Here is a 19,376-nt window from a genome sequence, read left to right as displayed (position 1 = left end):
TCGACCCCTTCATCATGTCCAGAGTATCCACCACTGATTTCGCAGCGCACGCGAGCGTCGACAGCCTTCACCAGGCAGTTGTAGCCGTTACTGCCGCTTCGGTGGCGCGGGACTGGGAAAATGAGCGCCACCAGCACCGCAAGGCACAGCTGATCTATTCGGTTCGCGGCGTCTTGACCTGTGAGGTGGAAGATGGCGTCTGGATCGTTCCTCCGCAGTGCGCAGTCTGGATACCGGGCGACCTTCCCCACTCGGCAAGGGGAGCGGGACACACAGAATGCTACTGCCTGTTTGTCGAGCCGGAGGCCGCACCGGACCTCCCAACGTTCTGCTGTACCGTTGCGGTTTCGCCATTGCTGCGCGAACTGCTGTTGAAGGCGGCTGATTTTCCCGAGCGGTATGCAGCTGGAGGCAAGGAGGAGCGCCTCATTGCCACATTGCTCGACCAGCTGGCAGAGGCCCCGGTTGAAGATCTGCATCTGCCGATGCCGCGCGATGCAAGACTCCGTCGCCTGGCCGAGTGCCTGCTGGTCGACCCGACCGACAAGACCCCGAAGGGCGTATGGGCGAGCCGCGTCGGCATGAGCGAGCGCAGCATGAGCCGCCTCCTGCAGGACGAGATCGGTATGGGCTTTGGTCGTTGGCGCCGGCAGCTGCACGTCATCCTCGCGCTCCAACGTCTGGCCCAAGGTGAAAGCGTTCAAACGATCGCACTGGATCTGGGGTACGGCAGTGCAAGCGGCTTTGTAACCATGTTTCGCAAGGCGATGGGAAAGCCGCCTGGGCGCTACCTTTCAGAACGTTCCATGCTGGCGCCGCAGATCGCGCCGCCCACAATCACCTTGCCCGGCCATCTGCTGGGCTGAACGGACTGGCCAACTCCCGCCCCCCCCCCTGGCCTGCTCCACCTCCGGCCCGGTTCGACCTCGCTCCTTCGTGTAGCCGACTCTCGCCTGCCGCCTGCCGCCTGCCGCCTGCCGCCGCCGACCTGGCCTGACTGAACAATAGTCTGGCCTGGGTTCGCCAGTATTCCCCTGGAATTCGTTGTTAAATGTGCCGCCCAAACGCGAATGACTATTATTTATGACTGGCCAGCAGAGCGCCGATGCTCCCCATTACCCGATCAACGTGCTTGCCGGTGCGGATGGGAATTCTGCTCTGGAGTACAGGCGCGGGCGCCCGAGGGACGCCCGATACGCTGGTCTGACCGTGGCAGTTGCATGGGCCCTGCTGGGCGCGCCGACCGCATTTGCAGGCGAATCCGTTCCGTCCGATCACGCGGACGAAAGGACAGCGCGGGAAGAGACCGCGTTACCCACGGTCACAGTGCTGGCTCACAAGGACAAGTCGGCCACAGAGGACACAGGATCGTATACGACGCGGGAGTCCTCTGCCGCCACGCGCATGCCGCTGTCGCTCAAGCAGACGCCGCAGGCACTGACTGTACTGACGCGTCAGCGCATGGATGACCAGCACCTGGACTCGGTGCAGGCAGCGCTGGAGAGCACGTCCGGAATCGCCACGTACCAGTCGGACAGTGAGCGTACCAGCTTCTATGCGCGAGGCTTCCTGATCAATAACATCCAGTACAACGGCATACCCACGGTGGTCGGCAGCACCGTCAATGGAAGTGGAATCGGCGCTGTTGATACAGCCTTCTACGACCGCGTGGAAGTCGTGCGTGGTGCATCGGGCCTGCTGACAGGTACCGGCAACCCCTCAGCCGCGATCAATCTTGTGCGCAAACGACCGACACGTGATTTCTCGGCGAGCGCTTCGCTGGGGGCTGGCAGCTGGGAGACCTATCGGAGCGTCGGCGACATCTCCACACCGCTGACCGCGGACGGTCGGATCCGGTCGCGACTGGTGGGGACATACCAGGACGGACATAGCTACCTTGATGGTTACAGGCCGCAGAGGAAGTCGCTATATGGCGTCATCGAGGCCGATCTGACCGCCGACACGACCTTCCGCCTGGGGTACGAATACCAGGACATCACGCCGAAGGGATCGACCTGGGGAGGCCTGCCACTTTGGTTCAGCGATGGTACGCAAGCGGAGTATCCGCGCTCCAGGAACTACGCGCAGGACTGGAGCTACTGGGACAACACCCTCAAGACGGCCTTCGCCGAAATCGAGCATCTCTTCGGAAACGGCTGGAAGTTCCAGGCCACCGCGAATCAATATCGGACCGAGCATGCCGCCGAGCTCCTTGGCCTGATCGGCCGACCTGATCGTGCCACAGGCCTGGGCGTGTTCCCCAACGGGGCCTATCCGGTAGCGCTGGCGTCCGAGGGGCGCAGTCGCCAGAACACGTTCGACGTCATGGCCGGTGGCCCCTTCCAGCTGCTTGGCCGACAGCACGATCTGGTCGTCGGCGCCACCCGCTCGCGGCGCAACGCATATCAGGAGGACGTCGCCCCCTTCTATGCAGGCATCTGGCCGGTGAACGTGTATGAGTTGAGCCCCTCATTCCGCAGGCCTGACTTCGATGCGATGTCCACAACGCCGACGCGAACCCGAATCAAGCAAGGTGGCGTCTACAGCGCGGCGCGACTCTCGCTGGCTGAACCATTGAAGCTGATCGTCGGGGGGCGCCTCAGTACCTATGAAATCGACGATGCGGCCGGTGGAGCACCGGTGCACTACAGAAAAAGTGGCGAGTTCACCCCGTACGCCGGCCTGATCTACGACATCAACGCGACGTACTCGGTCTACGCCAGCCACACAGGAGTGTTCAACCCCCAGACCGAGTATCGGGACAGCAACGGTAACGTGCTGACCCCTTCAAAAGGCAGAACAAGCGAAATCGGGCTGAAGGCAGGGCTTCTTGACGGGCGCTTGACCGCATCGATTGCCCTCTTCCACACCGAACTGGACAACGCCGCGCAATCGGTCGCCGGCACCTACACACCCAGCGGAGCGCAGGCTTACCGCGGCGCCGACGGGACCAGGTCTCGCGGTGTCGAGCTGGATCTTCAGGGAGAGCTGTCCCGTGGATGGAACGTCTACGCGGGTGTCGCGCACTTCACTGCGAAGGACGGTGCCCACGAGCGCTTGAACACGCAGTTGCCCCGCACCACAGCGCAGCTTTTCACGACCTATCGGTTGCCGGGCCAATGGGACCGCTTGACGCTGGGCGGCGGCTTCAAATGGCAAAGCCGCTTCTACAACGCGCCCAACACAGGAACCAGTTCCCTGGGTGGAGAACAGGGATCCTATGCACTTCTCTCGGTAATGGGTCGCTACTCCATCACGGACAAATCCAGTGTGGCTATCAACGTCAACAACGTCCTGGACAGGAAGTACGCGCTTCAGAAGGGAGATTTCGACACCGTCGGCTATGGCGCGCCGCGCAATGTGATGGTGACGCTGGACTACAGATACTGATTCATCACTGTACCCGACAAGATCCATAGAGGCTCATCAGAGAACAATCCGCCATGCCCACTCAGCCCTCCTCGCCCACCGCCCCACCCCGGCCCGGAAGTGTTCCAGACAAAGTTGCATTGCTGTGGCTGACAACTGCCGCTGGCGCCATTCTCTTTGTCACCTTCCAGCTGTTCTTCTACGTCAACGACTTCGCCAGGGCCAAAGGAGCGGCACCGGCGATCACGTTTGATAACGATGCGCTCTGGGCATTTCCCGCCTATTACGGGTGCTGGATAGTGACAGTGCTTCTCGCACTGTCAAATACCCGAAGATCCCGGTGGATTGCGCTGATACTGGGGAGCGCACTTGTGCTGCTGAATACGCTCGGCGGCGTCTTCGACGGTTTCAGGGACGGTTGGCACGTCACCTTTTCCGCAATCTTCTTCATCACGCTGCCGGGCCTGTTCGCTGCAGCGACCACCTGGCGACACATCAAACTGAAGGAAGCCGCCCATGTCGATGAACAGCAGTGATTTTCCCCTGGTCTGGATGGACCTCGCGCAAGGCCCCGAACACGAACATCAGGATGACTTCGACGCGTTCGAGGAAAATCTGCGCCGGGGGGAGCCCTTCGTACTTCTCACTGATACGGCGCCATCGGAGGAGCATGACCACTCGCCAGCGGAGAAGAAACGCATGGCGCTGTGGATGAAGCAGCACAAGGCCGAGCTTCGCAGGCTGGTTCTGGCGATGGTCCTGGTCGAGCCCAATCCGGCCAAGCGCGTCGCCTACAAGGCGTTCTCGGTACCCTTTTCCAAGTTCTGGGGCTACCCTCTCCACATTGTCACCTCACGCGAGAAGGCAATAGAAGTTGCGAGGAATCTGCTGTCTCAATCAAACGAGACGCCCTGAGCCGCCTTCGTTGGGCGCTTTACCTGCGGCGCCTCAGCGCTCCTGACAGCATGCCTCCGAGTTCTTCAATGGAAGGTCCTGCTGAGCGCGCGAGGCCGATCAGAAATAGAAACCGAGGTTCAGATTCAACCGAGAATGCCAGCGCGAAGGGCCTCCCTCGCTGATGCCGATGCCGTCGCCGCCGGCAAACCACATGTTGCGTCCGGCGATCCAATCGACATAGGTGAGCATGACGCCCTTCTGCAGGCTGCAACCGGTCACGTTCTGCCACGAGTTGCGTAGGCCCGCGCGGTGCCCGACCGGGCGGGTCATGCTGAGGTTGTTATAGCAGGTGATGTCATCCAGCCAGCCCTTCTGGCCGAACGAATAGGCGATGTTGGCGCTTGGCACATCCGCCTGCGCTGCAACCTGGAAGGGGGATTGGAACGCCGACATCGCGATGCGATCTCCGGGCACGTCATACCGGTACCGCGCCCACTGCAACTGCGCGGTCCAGCCATCGCGCGTCCACTGTGCATGCAGAGCTGCACCCTGGTGACCGTAATGGCGTCGTGTCTGTGTGTTCTGCACTTTGCCGGCGAACGCGGATGCGCCCAGCAGCAGGTCCCCGCCAGCCCAGTCGCGCGCATTCTCCACGCGTGCATGCAGCCGTTGCCGCTCGCGATACGGCAACGCCTCGGTCTGCGCGACATCGAAGGAGTAGCGATCGTAGCGAGCACCCGATCCGTATTCGTCTCCGGAGAACCAGCCGAGATGCCAGGTTGTGCTGCCGCTGCGGTGAATCACTACAAGGCCCGGATCGTAATCATCCTCGATGCCCAGGTAGTAGCCGGAGCCGAACCAGAAACTCTGCGAAACGGTAGGGAGCAGCCCGAATGGGACTTGCTGGATACCTGCCTTCAGCTGGGTAGCATCGGAGAACTGCCAGCCCGCGTAGGCGTGATGCACAGCGTCGAAACCATCGTACCAGCGGTATTGGGCAGAGAAGGAAAACGGCCCGGTCCCAGCGTCGAGGTCTGCACGCAGCAGTTCAAGCTGGAGGCGGCTGGTTGCGCCGTAGTCGAGCCAGCCGTAGTTGAACCTTGCCGCGCCGCCCGGCTCGAAGTAAGCGCCGCCGTTTCGATCGCGTTCCGATGCCTCCGCTGTCAGCGAAGCGCTGACGAGCACGGCAGCGGCAATAGAGGAAATGGCTCTCACGATGGGGTTACTTGCCTCCCTGTTCCGCATGTGAAAGCGCGCAAGTGTAATGTCGCGGGCAGTGAAGAAGGCGTTGGTCGATGGTCGGCGCGGTGCAGGCCCGCGCCTTCAGGAAATGGCAGAGCCCCCGGCCAGCGGCGGCACGCCATCATCAGGCAGCGGCAACGATCCTCACGTCAACGATTGACGTTGACCACGACGCGTCCGCGGATGCGTCCTGCCATCAGGGCTTCGGCAGTGGCTACAACCTCTCCCAGGCCGATGTGCTGGGAGATGGCGTCGAGCTTGGCCATATCCAGGTCCTTGGCAAGCCGTTCCCACGCCACGAGCCGCTCTGCGGTGGGCCGCGTGACGCTGTTGATTCCCAGCAGGCTCACACCGCGCAGGATGAAGGGCGCCACCGTGGCAGGAAAGTCCATGCCCTGAGCCAGCCCGCACGCGGCCACGGCGCCATCTTCCTTGATGGCGGCACACACATTTGCAAGTGTGTGGCTGCCCACCGAGTCAATGGCGGCACTCCACCGCTCCCGCTGAAGTGGCTTGCCTGGCTGGGACAGCACATTGCGATCAATAACCTCGCTGGCACCCAGGGACTTCAGGTAGTCGGTCTCGTCCAGCCGTCCGGTGGACGCCACGACGTTGTAGCCACGATCGGCCAGCAATGTCACAGCGAAGCTGCCTACGCCTCCGCTCGCTCCGGTAACCAGCACTTCACCGGCATCCGGAGAAAGGCCATGACGCTCCAGCGCGATCAGACTCAGCATGGCGGTATAGCCGGCCGTTCCGATAGCCATGGCCTGCTCGGGTTGCATGCCCTTTGGAAGCGGGATCAGCCAGTCGGCGTTGACGCGTGCCAGCTGCGAAAGCCCTCCCCAGTGCCGCTCACCCACGCCCCAGCCATTGAGAACCACCTGGTCGCCCGGTTGATAGCGCCGGTCCGCCGACTCGAGCACAGTGCCAGCCAGGTCGATGCCGGGCACCATCGGAAAGGACCGCACCACCGCACCGCCCTGGCCGGTGATTGCCATCGCGTCCTTGTAGTTCAGTGTGCTGTGCGAAACCTGGACGGTGACGTCGCCCTCCGGCAGGGCCGATTCAGGCACCTGCCTGACGTCGACCTGCAATTCGTTTCCCGTCTTGTCTATGTATACGGCGTTGAACATGGCCTTCCTCCTGGGGCAGCGGCAAGGTTGCTGCATGATTTGGACTGATCGGCTACAAGCCGGCAAAGGAACATGGACTCAGCGGGGCAAGCCCGCCAGGAACGCATTGGCGAAGATCGTGAGCGGCGCAGCGCTGCGCTCAAGCCGTGCTCGTTGGACAGCTCCCTCCCATCCGATCCAGAAGGCGGTGGCGATCTCGGAGCAGCGCGCATCGGACGAGAGCTCAGCGCGCGCCCGGGCCAGTTCAAGGCACGCGGCCAGCCGGGATTCCCATCCGTTGAACACCTCGATCAATCGGGCACGGTAGGCCTGCGGCAGTGTCGAGATCTCCTGGCCAAGGTTGCCGACCAGGCAACCTCGCCGGAAGTCGAATCGTTCCAGGCCACTGCAGGCGTCGGCGACAAATCCCAGGATCCGCTCAAGCGGATCGCGTTCTTCGTCCAGCAGATGCCGGTCGAGCTTGCGGCAGAAATACTCGTCGTAGGCCTCGAGCACAGCCAAGCCGTAGGCCTCTTTGCTGTCGAAGTAGTGGTAGAACGAGCCCTTGGGGACGCCCAGCTGCCTGACGATTGCGTCGATGCCCGTTGCAGAGAAGCTTCGCTCCGTCAACAACGCGATCCCAGTGCGCACCAGCTCGCGCCGGGTGTCATCAAAGCCGCGATCCGCCCTCGGCGGGCGCCCCCGGCGGCGTGTAGTCGTAGTGACAGCAGGAGTCATGCCGCACACTTTAGACCGACCGTCTTCTAAGTTCAAACGGGCAGGTCTGAACCCTCCAGAGTTGCCAGGCTTCGCCATTCTCAGAGCTGGAACCAGCACCCCGCCGATCATGATTGGGATCATGCGCTCGGCATGTCGGCCGGAGCGAGCACGAGCAACAGTGCTGATGCGAACAGCAGCGCGCCCATCACCCTGTCAATCCAGTTGCGTGCCGCGGTTGTGTCCAGATGGCGCATCATTGAAACGCCCATCGCGCACCAGAGTGCGAGACAAAGTGCGGAGATCACCGTAAACGCTGCCGCCAGCACAAGGGAGGTCCGCAGGGGCTCGGCGCCATTGCCGACGACGGCAGTCACCGTCAGCACCAGCACCCAGCTTTTGGGATTGACGAACTGAAAGCAGAACAGCGCCACCACGCTGCCGTGCCGGACACTGGTCGGCGTGGGCACGTGCTTCTCAGGTGGCCGGAGTGTTTCCAGGACCAGGCGGGCGCCCATCCAGCACAGGTACGCCCCGCCAGCAAGGGTCATCAGGGCGTACAGGTGCGGCACGGTTTGGAATGCGGTGCTTGCTCCGGCCGCCACCAGCGCCCACATGCCCAATCCTCCGGCAACGATGGCGGCGATCGCTGGCAGCGCGCTCACGAATCCGGTTCGCGCGGCGATGCGCATGACCAGCAGGTTGTTGGGACCTGGCGTGATGGTGGCAACGGCGATGACACCTGCGCCGATCAGGAGAGCGCTCATCGCACCGCCTCTCCGCACTGAAGCGTCATGGGATCGACCTCAATCGCCTGCCCGGAGGCAAGCGTCACCCGCGCCGGTCCGAAGCGCTCGCGACCGTGCGCAGCCGACCAGTCCGCATCGGGTGCGGCGGCAATGATGCCGAACGGGTTGACGCTTCGATCGTGCCAGTAATACCCGTTGCGGATCACATCGAGATCGACCGTAGCGGCGACACCGCGCCAGGAGTACAGGTCTCGCGCGTAGGCCCACAAGTGCGGGTAGTCGATCAGTCGCCGACGTGAACATTTGAAGTGGCCGTGATAGACGGCGTCGAACCGGACCAAAGTCGGGAACAGGCGCCAGTCCGTCTCGGTGATGATCAGGCCAAACAGATAGCGTGCATTCGCAAGACGCCGCTCCAACTGATCCAGCATGGCGAACACACTCTCGACAGCTTCTTCGTAGGCGTCCTGCCGTTGCGCGAAACCGGCGCGATAGACGGCATTGAACAGCCCGGCCTGAAGCGCGGCGTTGAGGGCATCGATCCGGCCGCGGAAGGCGGGCGGGACGAGCGTGAACGCCCCCGCGACGTTCGCATCGGCCGCATCGAACGCGCGCATGATGTGCGACGACTCATTGCTGACGATCCTGCAGGCCTGACTGTCCCACAGCACCGGCACTGTTGCCCGGCCGGTGTAACGGGGTGCCGACAGACGGTAAATCTCGTGCAGGTGCCGGACCCGCGAGCCGCATCCCGGGACGACCCAGGAGGCACCGCCGGCCACCGCGTAGCCCTGCCTTCGCTCACCACCCGCGATCTGCACCGGCACTGCATGCTCCAGGCGCTTGAGGGCACGCAGCAGCAGGGTGCGATGCGACCACGGACAACTGGACGACGCAATGAGCCAGTAGCGACCCGGTTGTGCACGCAGTCGGCCCGCAATGCCATCCAGACCCTGCCGGAACATGCTTTCCGGTCTCACAAAGCGACCATCGATCATTGTCGAATCGGCATCGACCCAGCGGCCATCGACCAGCATTCCCATGTTCATCCTCTCCGATCTGGACTCGATGCAACATCGTGTGATGGCAAGCTGGTCCAAGTAACGCCGCTTCTGGTCTATTATTGAGTCCACCATGAAGATGCCCCTCAACGGACTTCGGGCGTTCGCCACCGTGTATGCCCACGGCGGGATTCGCTCGGCCGCGCGCGAGCTCGGCATCGTCCACTCGTCGGTGAGCCGCCATCTCGCGGAGCTGGAGCTCTGGCTGGGTGTACGGCTGGTCGGCGACGCTGCAGGCCGGCGAGGAATCACATTTACACCGCAAGGCGAGGCATTGGGCCGAGCCACGCTGTCGAGCTTCCGCGATATCGAGCGCGCAATCACCGCAGTGCAGGAAGCACGCTCCGGGCGATCGGTGACCGTATCGACCACACCTTCATTTGCGGCACGCTGGCTGCTTCCGCGCCTTCCGCGACTCGAGCAGGCGCATCCTCATCTAGAGGTGTCGGTGGTTGTAGACCAGAAGATCGACAACCTGCAGACCGGCGACATCGACCTGGCCATACGCATGGGCCGTGGGCCCTGGCCCGATGCCAGGTGCGAGCCGCTGATGGACGAAGTCCTGTATCCGGTCATGAGCCCGGCGCTGTTCGAAGCTTCCGGCCAACCGGCGCAGCCGGCCGACCTGCTCGGGACGCGGCTGGTGCATGATCGTGATCCACATGCATCGTGGGAGGCATGGCGGCAGCTGTACGGTCCGGCCTCGATGGATGTGACTGCCGGCCCGCGCTTCTCATCGTCAGACCTCGTGCTTCGGGCTGCTGTGCAGGGCCAGGGCGTCGCGCTGGCGCGCCATCGCTTTGCATTCGATGACATCGCCTCGGGCGCGCTGGTAAGGCCATTCAAAGATGCCGCTGTAGTGCTCGGCCCGGCCTACTGGATTGCGCTTCCACTGCACCGCGATGTGCGCAGCGGCGCATCGACGGTGATCGCATGGCTGAAAGAACAGGCGGCGTTTAGCGATACGGTGATCTGAGTGCCCAGCACCTTCAGATCCCTTCTGCCGCGTGTCGTGATTGCCCTGAATTCCAGGCTCCGGGACTCGAGCCATCACCACCACGACAGCCCACGCCTGAAATCAGGCCAAATCCTTGCACGATGGGCGCCTCCCTGCCCCGGCCAGCTATGCAACAATGCCGAAAGCGTCGAGGGCGTTGTCGGCATCAGCCCCAAGCCCTTGGCTTCCCGCATGACCGGGAGTAATTCTTGGCGCGCCACCGAAAACGGGTGGCCGGGCTTCGAAACCCCGGTTCTACGCTGAAGTACACGCTTGCCAGCCGGCATCACCCATCAGGTGGTGCCGGCTGTCAATCCGTCGGCCGGCTATGGCGGGCGGTGCGCGGAGGCCTTGCGCCTGCCGGTTTAGCGTAGACCGGGTTTCGAACCTCGCACCGTCCGCCACCTTTACGGGTGGCGGCTTCCGTTTATCTGTTCGGAGCCCTGCCATGACCAAGGCCTACTCCCCTCCTACGCAGCCGATCCGCCTGCATCCCGCCAACGAGCCCACACCGGATCCCAACGCCTTCGTTTCACTGCTGCACAGCATCGGCGCAGGTGCCGCGTCCAACGGCCGGCCCTGGCCGGAGGGTCATCTGCCGCAAGGGCGACGCATGGCGCTGTCCGACGCCGACTGTTCTCTCAACGGCCTGCGCGTGGTGATGGAAATTCTGCTTGCCGCAGAGCGCGCCCGCAAGAATGGAGAGCCTGACCAGTACGTCGGCGACCGTGTGCTGGAAGGGCTGGTCATGGCCGGCCTTGGGCTGACCGCACACGCCAGTGAACGCCTGTTGCCGGAAGGCTGATGCCTCGTCCCGCGGGCGCTGGCGCTCGCGGGACACACAGCCACTCCCGTTGACCGCAGCGTCCGTAGATGTGGGCCCGCCCTGACCGGCGGGCGGCACTTACTAACGTGACGCGTCACACCCAACCACGCACCGTTAACAGCCGCGCACTATCCTCGAAGCCCCTGAACCTTCACGAGGCGAGTCCATGACCAAGCTCCACACCGTGCTGATTACCGGCTGCCTGCTGGCCCTGAGTCCGCTGGCCTCGGCCGAAACCGTGAACCTGACCAACAGCGCCGAAGGCGCCAACCGCGATGCCGGCATTGCTGCGGTCAAGAAGAAGCTGCAGGACGCCTGCACCGATCGCAAGGGCTCGCCGGATACCGACTCGTTCGAGGTGGTCTTCGAGAAGACCAGCGACAACCCCAACGTGCCCAAGCCGTACTACGTGGACGGAAAGATGAAGTGCGAGCTGCCGGGTTGAACCCGGCGACCGCTATCGACCGGCGTCGTCCCCGGACATGACGCGGTCGATCCAGCCGGCGTAGCGTGAGATGCGCACGTTGAACACCACCTGGCCATAGAAGCCGGCCTCAAGGGCGTGCTCGGGAACGGCGGTGATCCAGGAACCCAGGCCGACCAGCTGCCAGTGGTCCTGCACATTGATGACCAGCGGGCCACCGCTGTCGCCGTTGCCGAGCACGCCTTCAAGCGGCAGGCCACGCGGCGGCGGATCGAAGCGGTACCAGAGATAGCGGTCGTTGCCGCCGGTGATGGCGTTGAACGCACGCCGCAGAGCGGTGCGATGCGACCCTCCGGGGATCAACCCCTCGGCGCCATTCCCGGTGGCGCCCTTCCCTATCAAGGTGGCCACCTGCGCAACCTCGCCCGCGCCCCGATAAAGCGCGACGGGCTCGACAGCGGCGACGGGCGTTGCCAACCGGATCAGCGCGATGTCATCCGATGCCGCCAGGAACGCGTGGATCTTCCCTGCACTGCCTGTTGCCAGGGCCTCTTCGCCCAGCGCGGCCGGCATCGGCCTGAAGCCGGGGTGCAGATACACACGCTCGACGGCGTAGTTGCGCCCACCGACGGTGACTTCGGCACCCATGCCGTCCATCGGTGCCGCGTGCGCGGCGGTGACCACCCAGCGCGGAGCGATCAGTACGCCGTGCCCCTCTCCCGGCAGGTCGGCCAGGGCCGGGAAGGCAGATCCATCGATGCGGTAACGGGCATCGTCCACGTCGTCACGGATGACGATGGCCCCGGCAGCAAACGGGACCGTTACAAGCATCAGGAAGAGCCAACGTTTCATGTATTTCTGCATCCCCGTGTTCAAGTGCCCACGCTAGCCCAAATGCACCTGCCTGGTGAGCGGCATGCGACCAGAGCCCGCGCCGGCCGACGAAGGCCGGCAAAGCGGGCGCGGAATCAGGGCTGCGCTGGCCTGCCAAGGGATTCGATCTGCGCCCCGCCCAGCTCCACCACCCGATCGGCGTCGGTGACGACACTGCGCCGATGGGTGATGGCCAGCACGGTCACCTCGCTGGCCAGCGCCCGGATATGACCCATGATCTCGCGTTCGGTGGCCTCATCCAGGGCCGAGCTCGCTTCGTCCAGCAACAGGATCGCGGGCTCGCCATACAGTGCGCGTGCGATGGCGATGCGCTGCCGCTCACCGCCGGAGAGCTTCAGGCCACGCTCCCCGACCGTGGTCTCGAAGCGCTCGGGCAGTGCCTCGATCAAGGTAAGGATGGCAGCCTTGCGTGCGGCGTGCCGCAGCCGCTCGTCATCGCGCGGGCGCCCCAGCAGGATGTTATCGGCCACGCTCTCGTTGAGCAGCATCACGTCCTGCGGAACGACCGCGACGGCCGCGTGCCACGTCGCGCGATCAATCCGGGCCAGATCGGTACCGTCCACCCGTATCCGGCCGTGCTGGGGCTCGATGGATTTCAGCGCCAGCTTGAACAGTGTCGACTTGCCGGTACCGGTCTCCCCCATCAGGAAGGTGATGCCACCGCGGCCGGCGTGGAAGGTCGCATCGGTGACGCCGCGGCCATTGTCATAGCGATGGCTCACTGCGTCGAACTGGAGCAGGCCGCTGCGGGCGGAGAACCGTTCGGCATGGGCCACCTGCGGTTCCTCGGGCGCGGCCCACAGGGTAGATAGCGGCGCCAGCATGCTCCACGAGCGCGCGACGTCGTCGATGGAGCGCGCGATCATCTCCAGCGGCAGGTTGAGCTGGAGCAGCAGCAGATTGAACAGGACGATGTCGCCCACGCTCAGCTGCCCGTTCTGGTAGCCCGGCAGCAGCAGGCTGAAGGTGACGATGAACTCGATGGCCAGGCCGATGCCCAGCAGGGCAATGAAGCCTACGCGCTGCAGTACGTAGGCACGCCAGCTGTCGCGCACGCTCTGCGCCTTCTGCTCGAAGCGCCGCACCATCCAGTCGCTGCCGCCGAATTGCCTGAGCGTTTCCATGGCATTCATGGCATTGCCGACGAAGCGGGCGTTCTGCTGGCCGGCCTCGACAGCCGCTTCGCGGTGGATGCGTGCACGTCGGGTAGCGAGGGCAGATAGCGCTACGGCCACCGTGCCGTAGCCCAGCACGATGGCGACGATCTGCATGTTGATCAGCGCGCCCAGGGTGACCAGGGTCAACACGATCTGCAGGGCACTGGGAATGAAGGCCACCAGGCCCAGCTGCACGACGATCTTGAGCGCCCCCCGCCCCTTTTCGCCGGCCACCTGCAGTTCCGCTGCGTTGTATTCCACGAAGAAGCTGCTGGTCTTCTTCAGCAGGCGCGCGAAGTAGCGGGTACTGGTGATGAAGCCCAGATTCTCGCCGCTGAGGAATGACAGGTACTGCACCGTGTTCTGCAGCACGCTGCCCACCCCGAGCAGCACGGCGTAGAGAACGAACCACCCGGCCAGGACAGCTGCGCCCTGCCCGGGGAGGCGGTCGATCAACCGCGAGAACAGATAGGGCGCCGCAACGGTGGCCAGGCCGGAGAGCAGCACGGTGCCGGCAATGAGCACCAGCAGCGTGCGATCGGCTTTCCAGTAGGCCGTCAGTATTTCGCTGACAGGCGCGGGCACAGCGAACGGCTTCATCACTCTCGGTCCCCGGCGTCTCGGCGGTCCACAGGGCAACGCAGTCCCTGCACAGTTGAATGATATGATATAACATCGCTCTCAAATGCACGTGACCGTGCTGCAGGCCGATATCGGATGAGAGTGATGGACCGGGGAATGGAACAGGTATTCATGGGCGGTAGGCGCGCGTTGCTGGCCGCGAGCATCGCTGCCGCGCTGCAGATCGGAGCGCAGGCCCAAGCACAGAACGCGGGCACCGACGACGATGCACCCACGGCCACCCTGGACAAGGTGCTGGTCATTGGCAGCAACATCCGCGATGCCGTCGGCGGTGGTGCGTCGCCGGTCATCGTGATCGACCGGGAGGCCATCGACCGCACTGGCGTGGCCTCCCTGCAGCAGCTGTTCGAGAAGCTGCCGCAGAACTTCGGTGGCGGCGCCAATGGTGCCAATGTGGCCAATCTCGGTGTTGACCGTGATACCGGCAACAACTTCGGCCAGGGCACTGCGATCAACCTGCGTGGCCTGGGTACGGGGACTACGCTGACCCTGGTCAACGGCCATCGCGTGACCTCATCGAACCGCTACCAGTATGTCGATGTATCGCTGATTCCACTCAGTGCGGTCGAACGCGTGGAGATCCTCACCGATGGTGCCTCTGCCATCTACGGCACCGATGCCGTCGGTGGCGTCGTCAACATCATCCTGCGCCAGGACTTCACCGGCTATGAGTCGTCGCTACGGTACGGCACGGTCACCACCGGCAACATGGACGAGTACCAGGTGTCGCAGTCCGCGGGGTGGGCGTGGGACCGCGGCCGTGTGCTGGCAAGTTACGAGTTCCTGAAGCAGGGCAACCTGCCCGCCACCGACAAGGATTTCTCCCGGAACGTCACGGTCAGGCCCTACGATCTCTATCCCGGATCGAAGCGGCACAGCCTGTATGTCGATGGCGTGCAGGAGCTCAGCGATGTGCTGACGCTGAATCTCACCGGCTCGTTCGCCAAGCGCGAGATGGATACCACCATCTCCGGCACGGCCGACGAAACCCGGTTGTTCCCGCACACGCAGCAGTACGATGTGTTCGCAGGCCTGACCCTGGAGCTCCCGCGCCAGTGGCAGGCGCGCCTGGACGCTGGATTCGGCAGGAACGAGGTGTCCTACGAGCGCACGACCATTACCGGCAGCACCGTCAGCACGGCGCCGCCGACGGATATGAACTCTGAATCGCGCTACCTGGACGTGGTGGCCGACGGCGAGGTGTTCAGCCTGCCCGCCGGCCCGGTACGCGCAGCGGTCGGCGTCGGCTACCGCCGCGATGGCTATGAGCTGCTCGATCACCGTGGGCTGGAAAAGCCGCTCGATCTGCAGCGCACGATCAGGTCCGCCTTTGCCGAGCTCAACATCCCGCTGCTCAAGGAGATGCCCGGCGTTCGCAGCCTGTCGCTGACCGCGGCGGCGCGCTACGACGACTACAGCGACTTCGGCTCCACCCTGAATCCCAAGCTGGGCCTGCTGTGGGAAGCCGCCGAGGGACTCTCGTTCCGTACCAGCTACGGCCGCTCCTACCGCGCGCCGGTCTACCAGGACATGCAGCTGAACAACACCGTGGTCGTGGCGAACGTGCCGAACCCGAACGCGGCCAACGGCAGCACCGTCCTGATGATGCTCTCCAACGGCAATCCCGATCTCGGCCCCGAGCGTGCGAAAACCTGGACCGGCGGGTTCTCGTTCGCGCCGCCCTCCGTTCCCGGCCTCACGGTTGATGCCAACTACTATCACATCGACTATGCGGACCGGATCGGCAGCGGCTTCGGCGGCAGCTTCCCGTCCCTGTTCCTGCAGTCCACGGCCCCCTACGCGGACATCCTGACCGTCGATCCATCGCAGCAGCAGATCCAGCAGGCGCGCCAACTGGGCGTGTCGGGCCTGGGGCTGTTCGTCTCACGTGTGGGGCCGTATGCACTCCCTGCCGGCCTGGATGAGACCAGCAGCCAGGTGATCCTGGACAACCGCTTCCGCAACAACGCATACACCTCGCAGCGCGGCGTCGATCTCAACGCGTCCTATCGCGTCGATGTGGGCCAGACGCGGATCGCGATGAACCTGGCCGGGCAGTACATCCTCGAATCGACGCGGCGCGTGACCAGCACATCGCCCGAGCTGGACGCGGTCAACGCGGTCTACTACCCGGTCGACCTCAAGCTGCGCGGCGGCCTGACCTTGGACCGGGGCCAGGCCGCAGGCGGCGTCTTCGTGAACTACGTGGACAGCTACCGCGATCCGGCCAACATCGCCCACCCACACGTCAGCTCCTGGACGACCGTCGACCTGAACCTCAAGTACCACTTCGGCGCCCCGGCCGGCGACCACGAAGGCACGTCGCTCGCCCTCAACGTGCAGAATCTTCTCGACCGGGATCCGCCCTTCATCATCAACAGCATCAACACCGGCTACGACCCAACCAATGCGACCGCGCTGGGGCGCTTCCTGTCGGTGACCCTCACGCATCGCTGGTAAGCCGGATGAGTCCGCCCTCCCCCGCCCGCTTCCGGCCTGCGTCGACGCTTCGGCAAGCTGCTGGTGTCGCGGCAACCCAGCTGACCTTGATGTGGCGTGAGCGGCGCCTGCCGTGGCTCGCCCTGGTCCTGCTGCTGCTTGCGGGCGCATCCGTTGCCACGGGTGCCGCGCGCCTGTCCCTGCAGGCGCAGGAGCGCCAGGCCGTAGCAGCGGAGGAAGCGCGGCTGTGGGACGGCCAGGGCGTGATCGATCCCCATGCCGCGGCGCATGTGGGACGCGCCATTCCCGCACCGGTGCGACCCCTGGCCGCGCTCGATCCGGGACTGACCGATGTACTGGGCACCTCGGTGTTCATCGAAGGTCACGCACAGAACCCGGCCAGGCATCGCGCGATGGAGGCGGGCACCGCCCTCAGCCGGTTCGACGGTTTCTCTGCCGCCTGGGCGCTGCAGGTAGTAGCGCCGCTGCTCATCATCCTTGCCGGCTTCGCCACGCTGTCCGGTGACGTCGCCCGCGAAACCCTTCGCCAGGAACTCGGCACCGGGGCGTCGCCTGCGGTGCTGATCATCGGCCGATTGATTGCTCTGGCAAGTGCTTCCCTGCTGCTGGTGCTTGCCATGCTGGCGGCGACGGTTCCCGCTGTGGCGGGACAGAACGCCGGCTGGATGGACATCGCCGCGCTGCTGGCCATGTGCGCGGCCTACGGACTCTATCTGCTGGTGTTCTGTGCCCTCACGGTCGGTGTCTCGGCGTTGTCCAGCTCGGCGCGGACCTCGCTGGTGGTGCTGCTGGGGTTCTGGGTGGTAGCCACCGTGCTGGTGCCACGAATGGCGCCAGCGGTGGCCGAATCGCTGGATCCCACGCCCAGCGCGCCGGCATTCAGAGCCGCCGTGAAGGAAGAGGCGGAGAACGGAGTGGATGGCCATGACCCTGCGGACAAGCGGCTGGACGCCCTGCGACACGCGCTGATGGCGCGCTACCAGGTCGACACGGTGGAAGAGCTTCCCGTCAACTTCCGGGGCGTGGCCCTGGAGTTCGCAGAGAGGAACTCGACGGACACCTACAACCGCCATTTCGAGCGGATCCATGCGACCTATCGGCAGCAGCAAGCAACACAGCGCGCATTCGCCTTCGTTTCTCCGGCCATCGCGCTGCAGTCATGGTCACGCGCATTCGCCCGCACCGATTTCGCGGCGCACCTGGCCTTCCTGCAGAGCGTGGAAGACTACCGCTACCGCCTGATCCAGGCACTCAATGCGGAAGTGAAGCAGCACAAGGCGCCGCAGGGGGAGAAGCACCGCGCCGACATCGCGACCCTCACCCGGTCCGTAGCCTACACGCCGGGGCAACAGTGCCTGGCCGGCACTGCCGCGGCACAGGCGGCGAACCTGGCCATTCTGCTGGGCTGGGTGCTGCTGGCGCTTGGACTGGTGTTCTTCTCGGCCCGGCGCCTGGGGACGACCCCATGAGCAGTCTTTCAGTTGCCGGCCATGAGGTGCGCAGGCTGCTGCGCGATCGGGCGCTGCCCACCCTGCTGACGCTGCTGCTGGCGCTGGCCGCCTACGCCGCGTGGAATGGCAGGGCGTGGGTCGAACAGCGTAACGCCGCCATCGGCGTGATCCAGCTCGAAGAGCAGCACACCCATGACCGCAGCCGGGTGTTCGTCGGCAAGGCGCCCTCGGTGTTGCCGCGCGTCCAACCCGTGCTGCCGCCGGCTGCGATGGCGTCAGTATCGATCGGGCAGGCGGAGGCCTATCCCTATACGGCCGATGTGGTGGCGCTGGGCGATCGCACCCAGCTTTTCAGGAACGTGTGGGCCGACATCGGCAATCCGGCAGCGCGGGCCGCAGGCCGGTTCGATCTGGCGTTCGTCATCGTCTTTCTGCTGCCCTTGGTCATCCTGGCAGCCAGTTATGACCTCTGGGCCCGCGAGCGCGAGCGTGGCATCGCTGCGCTGGTACTGTCGCAGCCGGTCGCGGCGGGACGGCTGATCGCAGTGAAGGCGCTGGCCCGAGGCGGCGTGGTGCTGCTGCCTGCGGGAGTGATCCTGGTCGGCGCGGCGGCGTGGTCCGGTGCGGAGAGCCTTGCCGGCCTCGGCCTGCTCTCGCTGGTCATCCTTGCCTATGGCGGCTTCTGGCTGGCGGTGGCGGTGCTGATCGGCTGTTTCGCCCGGCGCACCACGGAGGCGGCCATTGCGGCCGGCGGAGTGTGGTTGCTGATCGTGGTGATGGCCCCGTCGTTGACCCTCGCCGCAGTGAATCTGGCCGTTCCGCCGCCATCACAGATGCAGCTCGCGACCGACGTGAAGGCGCGGCTGGCCGCAACGGCCAGGCAACAGACACTCCATCGCCGCAGTGCTTCAACGGCTGTACGTTCTTCGACACCGGTGATTCCGGACCACGTGCGCGAGGCCTATGCCGACCTGCTGGCGACCGATCTCGACCTTGCGCCGCTGATCGAATCGCATGAGCGGGCGCAGGATGCACGCCGCCGGGTGCTGGACAACGTGCGGTTGCTGATGCCCGCGGTCGCAGTACAGGACGCGCTGGACCGCATCGCTGGCTCGGACGCGGATCGCGCGCTCGCCTTCCAGGACCAGGTCCATGCGTTCTGGCAGGCCCGTCGGTTGCTGCACAAGGCGTACCTGGATCGCGACGCGCCGCAGACACTTGCCGAGTATGAAGTCCTGCCCCGCTTCCGGTTCGTGGAGCCGGCCGGCGTGGGCCGGCGTGGAGTGCGTGCCGATCTCGCGGCGTTGCTCGCCGCCACCCTGATTCTGCTGATCGCCGCCGGATCGATGCGTCGCCGGTTGGCGACCCCTTGAGG

At 64.7% G+C, this 19,376-nt stretch carries 17 protein-coding genes; 10 read left to right on the top strand and 7 right to left on the bottom strand.

Going from position 1 to position 19,376, the window contains the following annotated elements:
- Positions 1-14 precede the first annotated feature (14 nt).
- The 4 genes from ACVOME_RS03440 (at position 15) to ACVOME_RS03425 (ending at position 4,284) form a co-directional block, all read left to right on the top strand.
- A complete protein-coding gene (locus ACVOME_RS03440) occupies positions 15-866 on the top strand; it encodes an AraC family transcriptional regulator (RefSeq protein ID WP_481504734.1) in 852 nt (283 codons plus the stop codon).
- Between the two features lie 217 nt (positions 867-1,083).
- Positions 1,084-3,390, top strand: a complete 2,307-nt coding sequence (locus ACVOME_RS03435; RefSeq protein WP_481504733.1) for a TonB-dependent siderophore receptor — start codon at positions 1,084-1,086, stop codon at positions 3,388-3,390.
- A 119-nt stretch (positions 3,391-3,509) separates the two neighbouring features.
- Positions 3,510-3,905 (top strand): hypothetical protein, encoded by a 396-nt coding sequence (locus tag ACVOME_RS03430; RefSeq protein ID WP_262218139.1) that lies wholly within the window; start codon positions 3,510-3,512, stop codon positions 3,903-3,905.
- Positions 3,886-4,284 (top strand): hypothetical protein, encoded by a 399-nt coding sequence (locus ACVOME_RS03425; protein ID WP_111186954.1) that lies wholly within the window; start codon positions 3,886-3,888, stop codon positions 4,282-4,284. The genes ACVOME_RS03430 and ACVOME_RS03425 overlap by 20 nt, the downstream gene beginning before the upstream one ends.
- A 99-nt stretch (positions 4,285-4,383) precedes the next feature.
- Here the strand turns inward: ACVOME_RS03425 and ACVOME_RS03420 are convergent, their stop codons facing one another.
- From ACVOME_RS03420 to ACVOME_RS03400, 5 genes are all read right to left on the bottom strand, one after another.
- Entirely contained in the window at positions 4,384-5,481 is a 1,098-nt protein-coding gene (locus tag ACVOME_RS03420; protein WP_481504732.1) for a hypothetical protein, read from the bottom strand.
- Positions 5,482-5,657: 176 nt separating this feature from the next.
- Positions 5,658-6,644, bottom strand: a complete 987-nt coding sequence (gene acuI / locus ACVOME_RS03415) for an acrylyl-CoA reductase (NADPH) (protein WP_065175658.1) — start codon at positions 6,642-6,644, stop codon at positions 5,658-5,660.
- 78 nt (positions 6,645-6,722) lie between these two features.
- Positions 6,723-7,361, bottom strand: coding sequence for an acrylate utilization transcriptional regulator AcuR (gene acuR, locus ACVOME_RS03410; protein ID WP_111186952.1), 639 nt, complete (start codon positions 7,359-7,361; stop codon positions 6,723-6,725).
- A 119-nt stretch (positions 7,362-7,480) separates the two neighbouring features.
- Positions 7,481-8,107: a LysE family translocator gene (locus ACVOME_RS03405; protein ID WP_065182261.1), complete on the bottom strand. Its 627-nt coding sequence runs from the start codon at positions 8,105-8,107 to the stop codon at positions 7,481-7,483.
- Complete coding sequence (locus ACVOME_RS03400) at positions 8,104-9,132, bottom strand: glutathione S-transferase family protein (protein ID WP_481504731.1); 1,029 nt, start codon at positions 9,130-9,132, stop codon at positions 8,104-8,106. The genes ACVOME_RS03405 and ACVOME_RS03400 overlap by 4 nt, the downstream gene beginning before the upstream one ends.
- 91 nt (positions 9,133-9,223) lie before the next feature.
- Between ACVOME_RS03400 and ACVOME_RS03395 the strand changes: the two genes are divergently transcribed.
- The 3 genes from ACVOME_RS03395 to ACVOME_RS03385 all read left to right on the top strand — a co-directional run bounded on the left by ACVOME_RS03395 (position 9,224) and on the right by ACVOME_RS03385 (position 11,418).
- On the top strand, positions 9,224-10,126 hold the full coding sequence (locus ACVOME_RS03395) for a LysR substrate-binding domain-containing protein (protein ID WP_111186950.1): 903 nt from the start codon (positions 9,224-9,226) through the stop codon (positions 10,124-10,126).
- Between the two features lie 469 nt (positions 10,127-10,595).
- Positions 10,596-10,952 (top strand): hypothetical protein, encoded by a 357-nt coding sequence (locus ACVOME_RS03390; RefSeq protein WP_283220033.1) that lies wholly within the window; start codon positions 10,596-10,598, stop codon positions 10,950-10,952.
- A 187-nt stretch (positions 10,953-11,139) separates the two neighbouring features.
- Positions 11,140-11,418, top strand: coding sequence for a hypothetical protein (locus ACVOME_RS03385; RefSeq protein ID WP_053515798.1), 279 nt, complete (start codon positions 11,140-11,142; stop codon positions 11,416-11,418).
- 12 nt (positions 11,419-11,430) lie between these two features.
- Here ACVOME_RS03385 and ACVOME_RS03380 read toward each other — a convergent pair whose 3' ends face one another.
- Positions 11,431-12,249 carry a S1 family peptidase gene (locus ACVOME_RS03380; protein WP_481504730.1) on the bottom strand — a complete coding sequence of 273 codons (819 nt, stop codon included), beginning with the start codon at positions 12,247-12,249 and terminating at the stop codon, positions 11,431-11,433.
- A gap of 116 nt (positions 12,250-12,365) precedes the next feature.
- Entirely contained in the window at positions 12,366-14,048 is a 1,683-nt protein-coding gene (locus tag ACVOME_RS03375; RefSeq protein WP_481504729.1) for an ABC transporter ATP-binding protein, read from the bottom strand.
- A 138-nt stretch (positions 14,049-14,186) separates the two neighbouring features.
- Between ACVOME_RS03375 and ACVOME_RS03370 the strand changes: the two genes are divergently transcribed.
- The 3 genes from ACVOME_RS03370 to ACVOME_RS03360 are packed head-to-tail and all read left to right on the top strand — an operon-like array spanning position 14,187 to position 19,374.
- Positions 14,187-16,550: a TonB-dependent receptor plug domain-containing protein gene (locus tag ACVOME_RS03370; protein ID WP_481504728.1), complete on the top strand. Its 2,364-nt coding sequence runs from the start codon at positions 14,187-14,189 to the stop codon at positions 16,548-16,550.
- Positions 16,551-16,555: 5 nt separating this feature from the next.
- Complete coding sequence (locus tag ACVOME_RS03365) at positions 16,556-18,019, top strand: DUF3526 domain-containing protein (protein ID WP_111186946.1); 1,464 nt, start codon at positions 16,556-16,558, stop codon at positions 18,017-18,019.
- Positions 18,016-19,374, top strand: coding sequence for an ABC transporter permease subunit (locus tag ACVOME_RS03360; RefSeq protein ID WP_111186945.1), 1,359 nt, complete (start codon positions 18,016-18,018; stop codon positions 19,372-19,374). Before ACVOME_RS03365 ends, ACVOME_RS03360 begins: the two co-directional genes overlap by 4 nt.
- The last annotated feature ends 2 nt before the right edge of the window (positions 19,375-19,376 follow it).

The organism is Stenotrophomonas sp. STEN008 (genome assembly GCF_056760435.1).
This window is presented reverse-complemented; position numbering and strand designations above follow the sequence as displayed.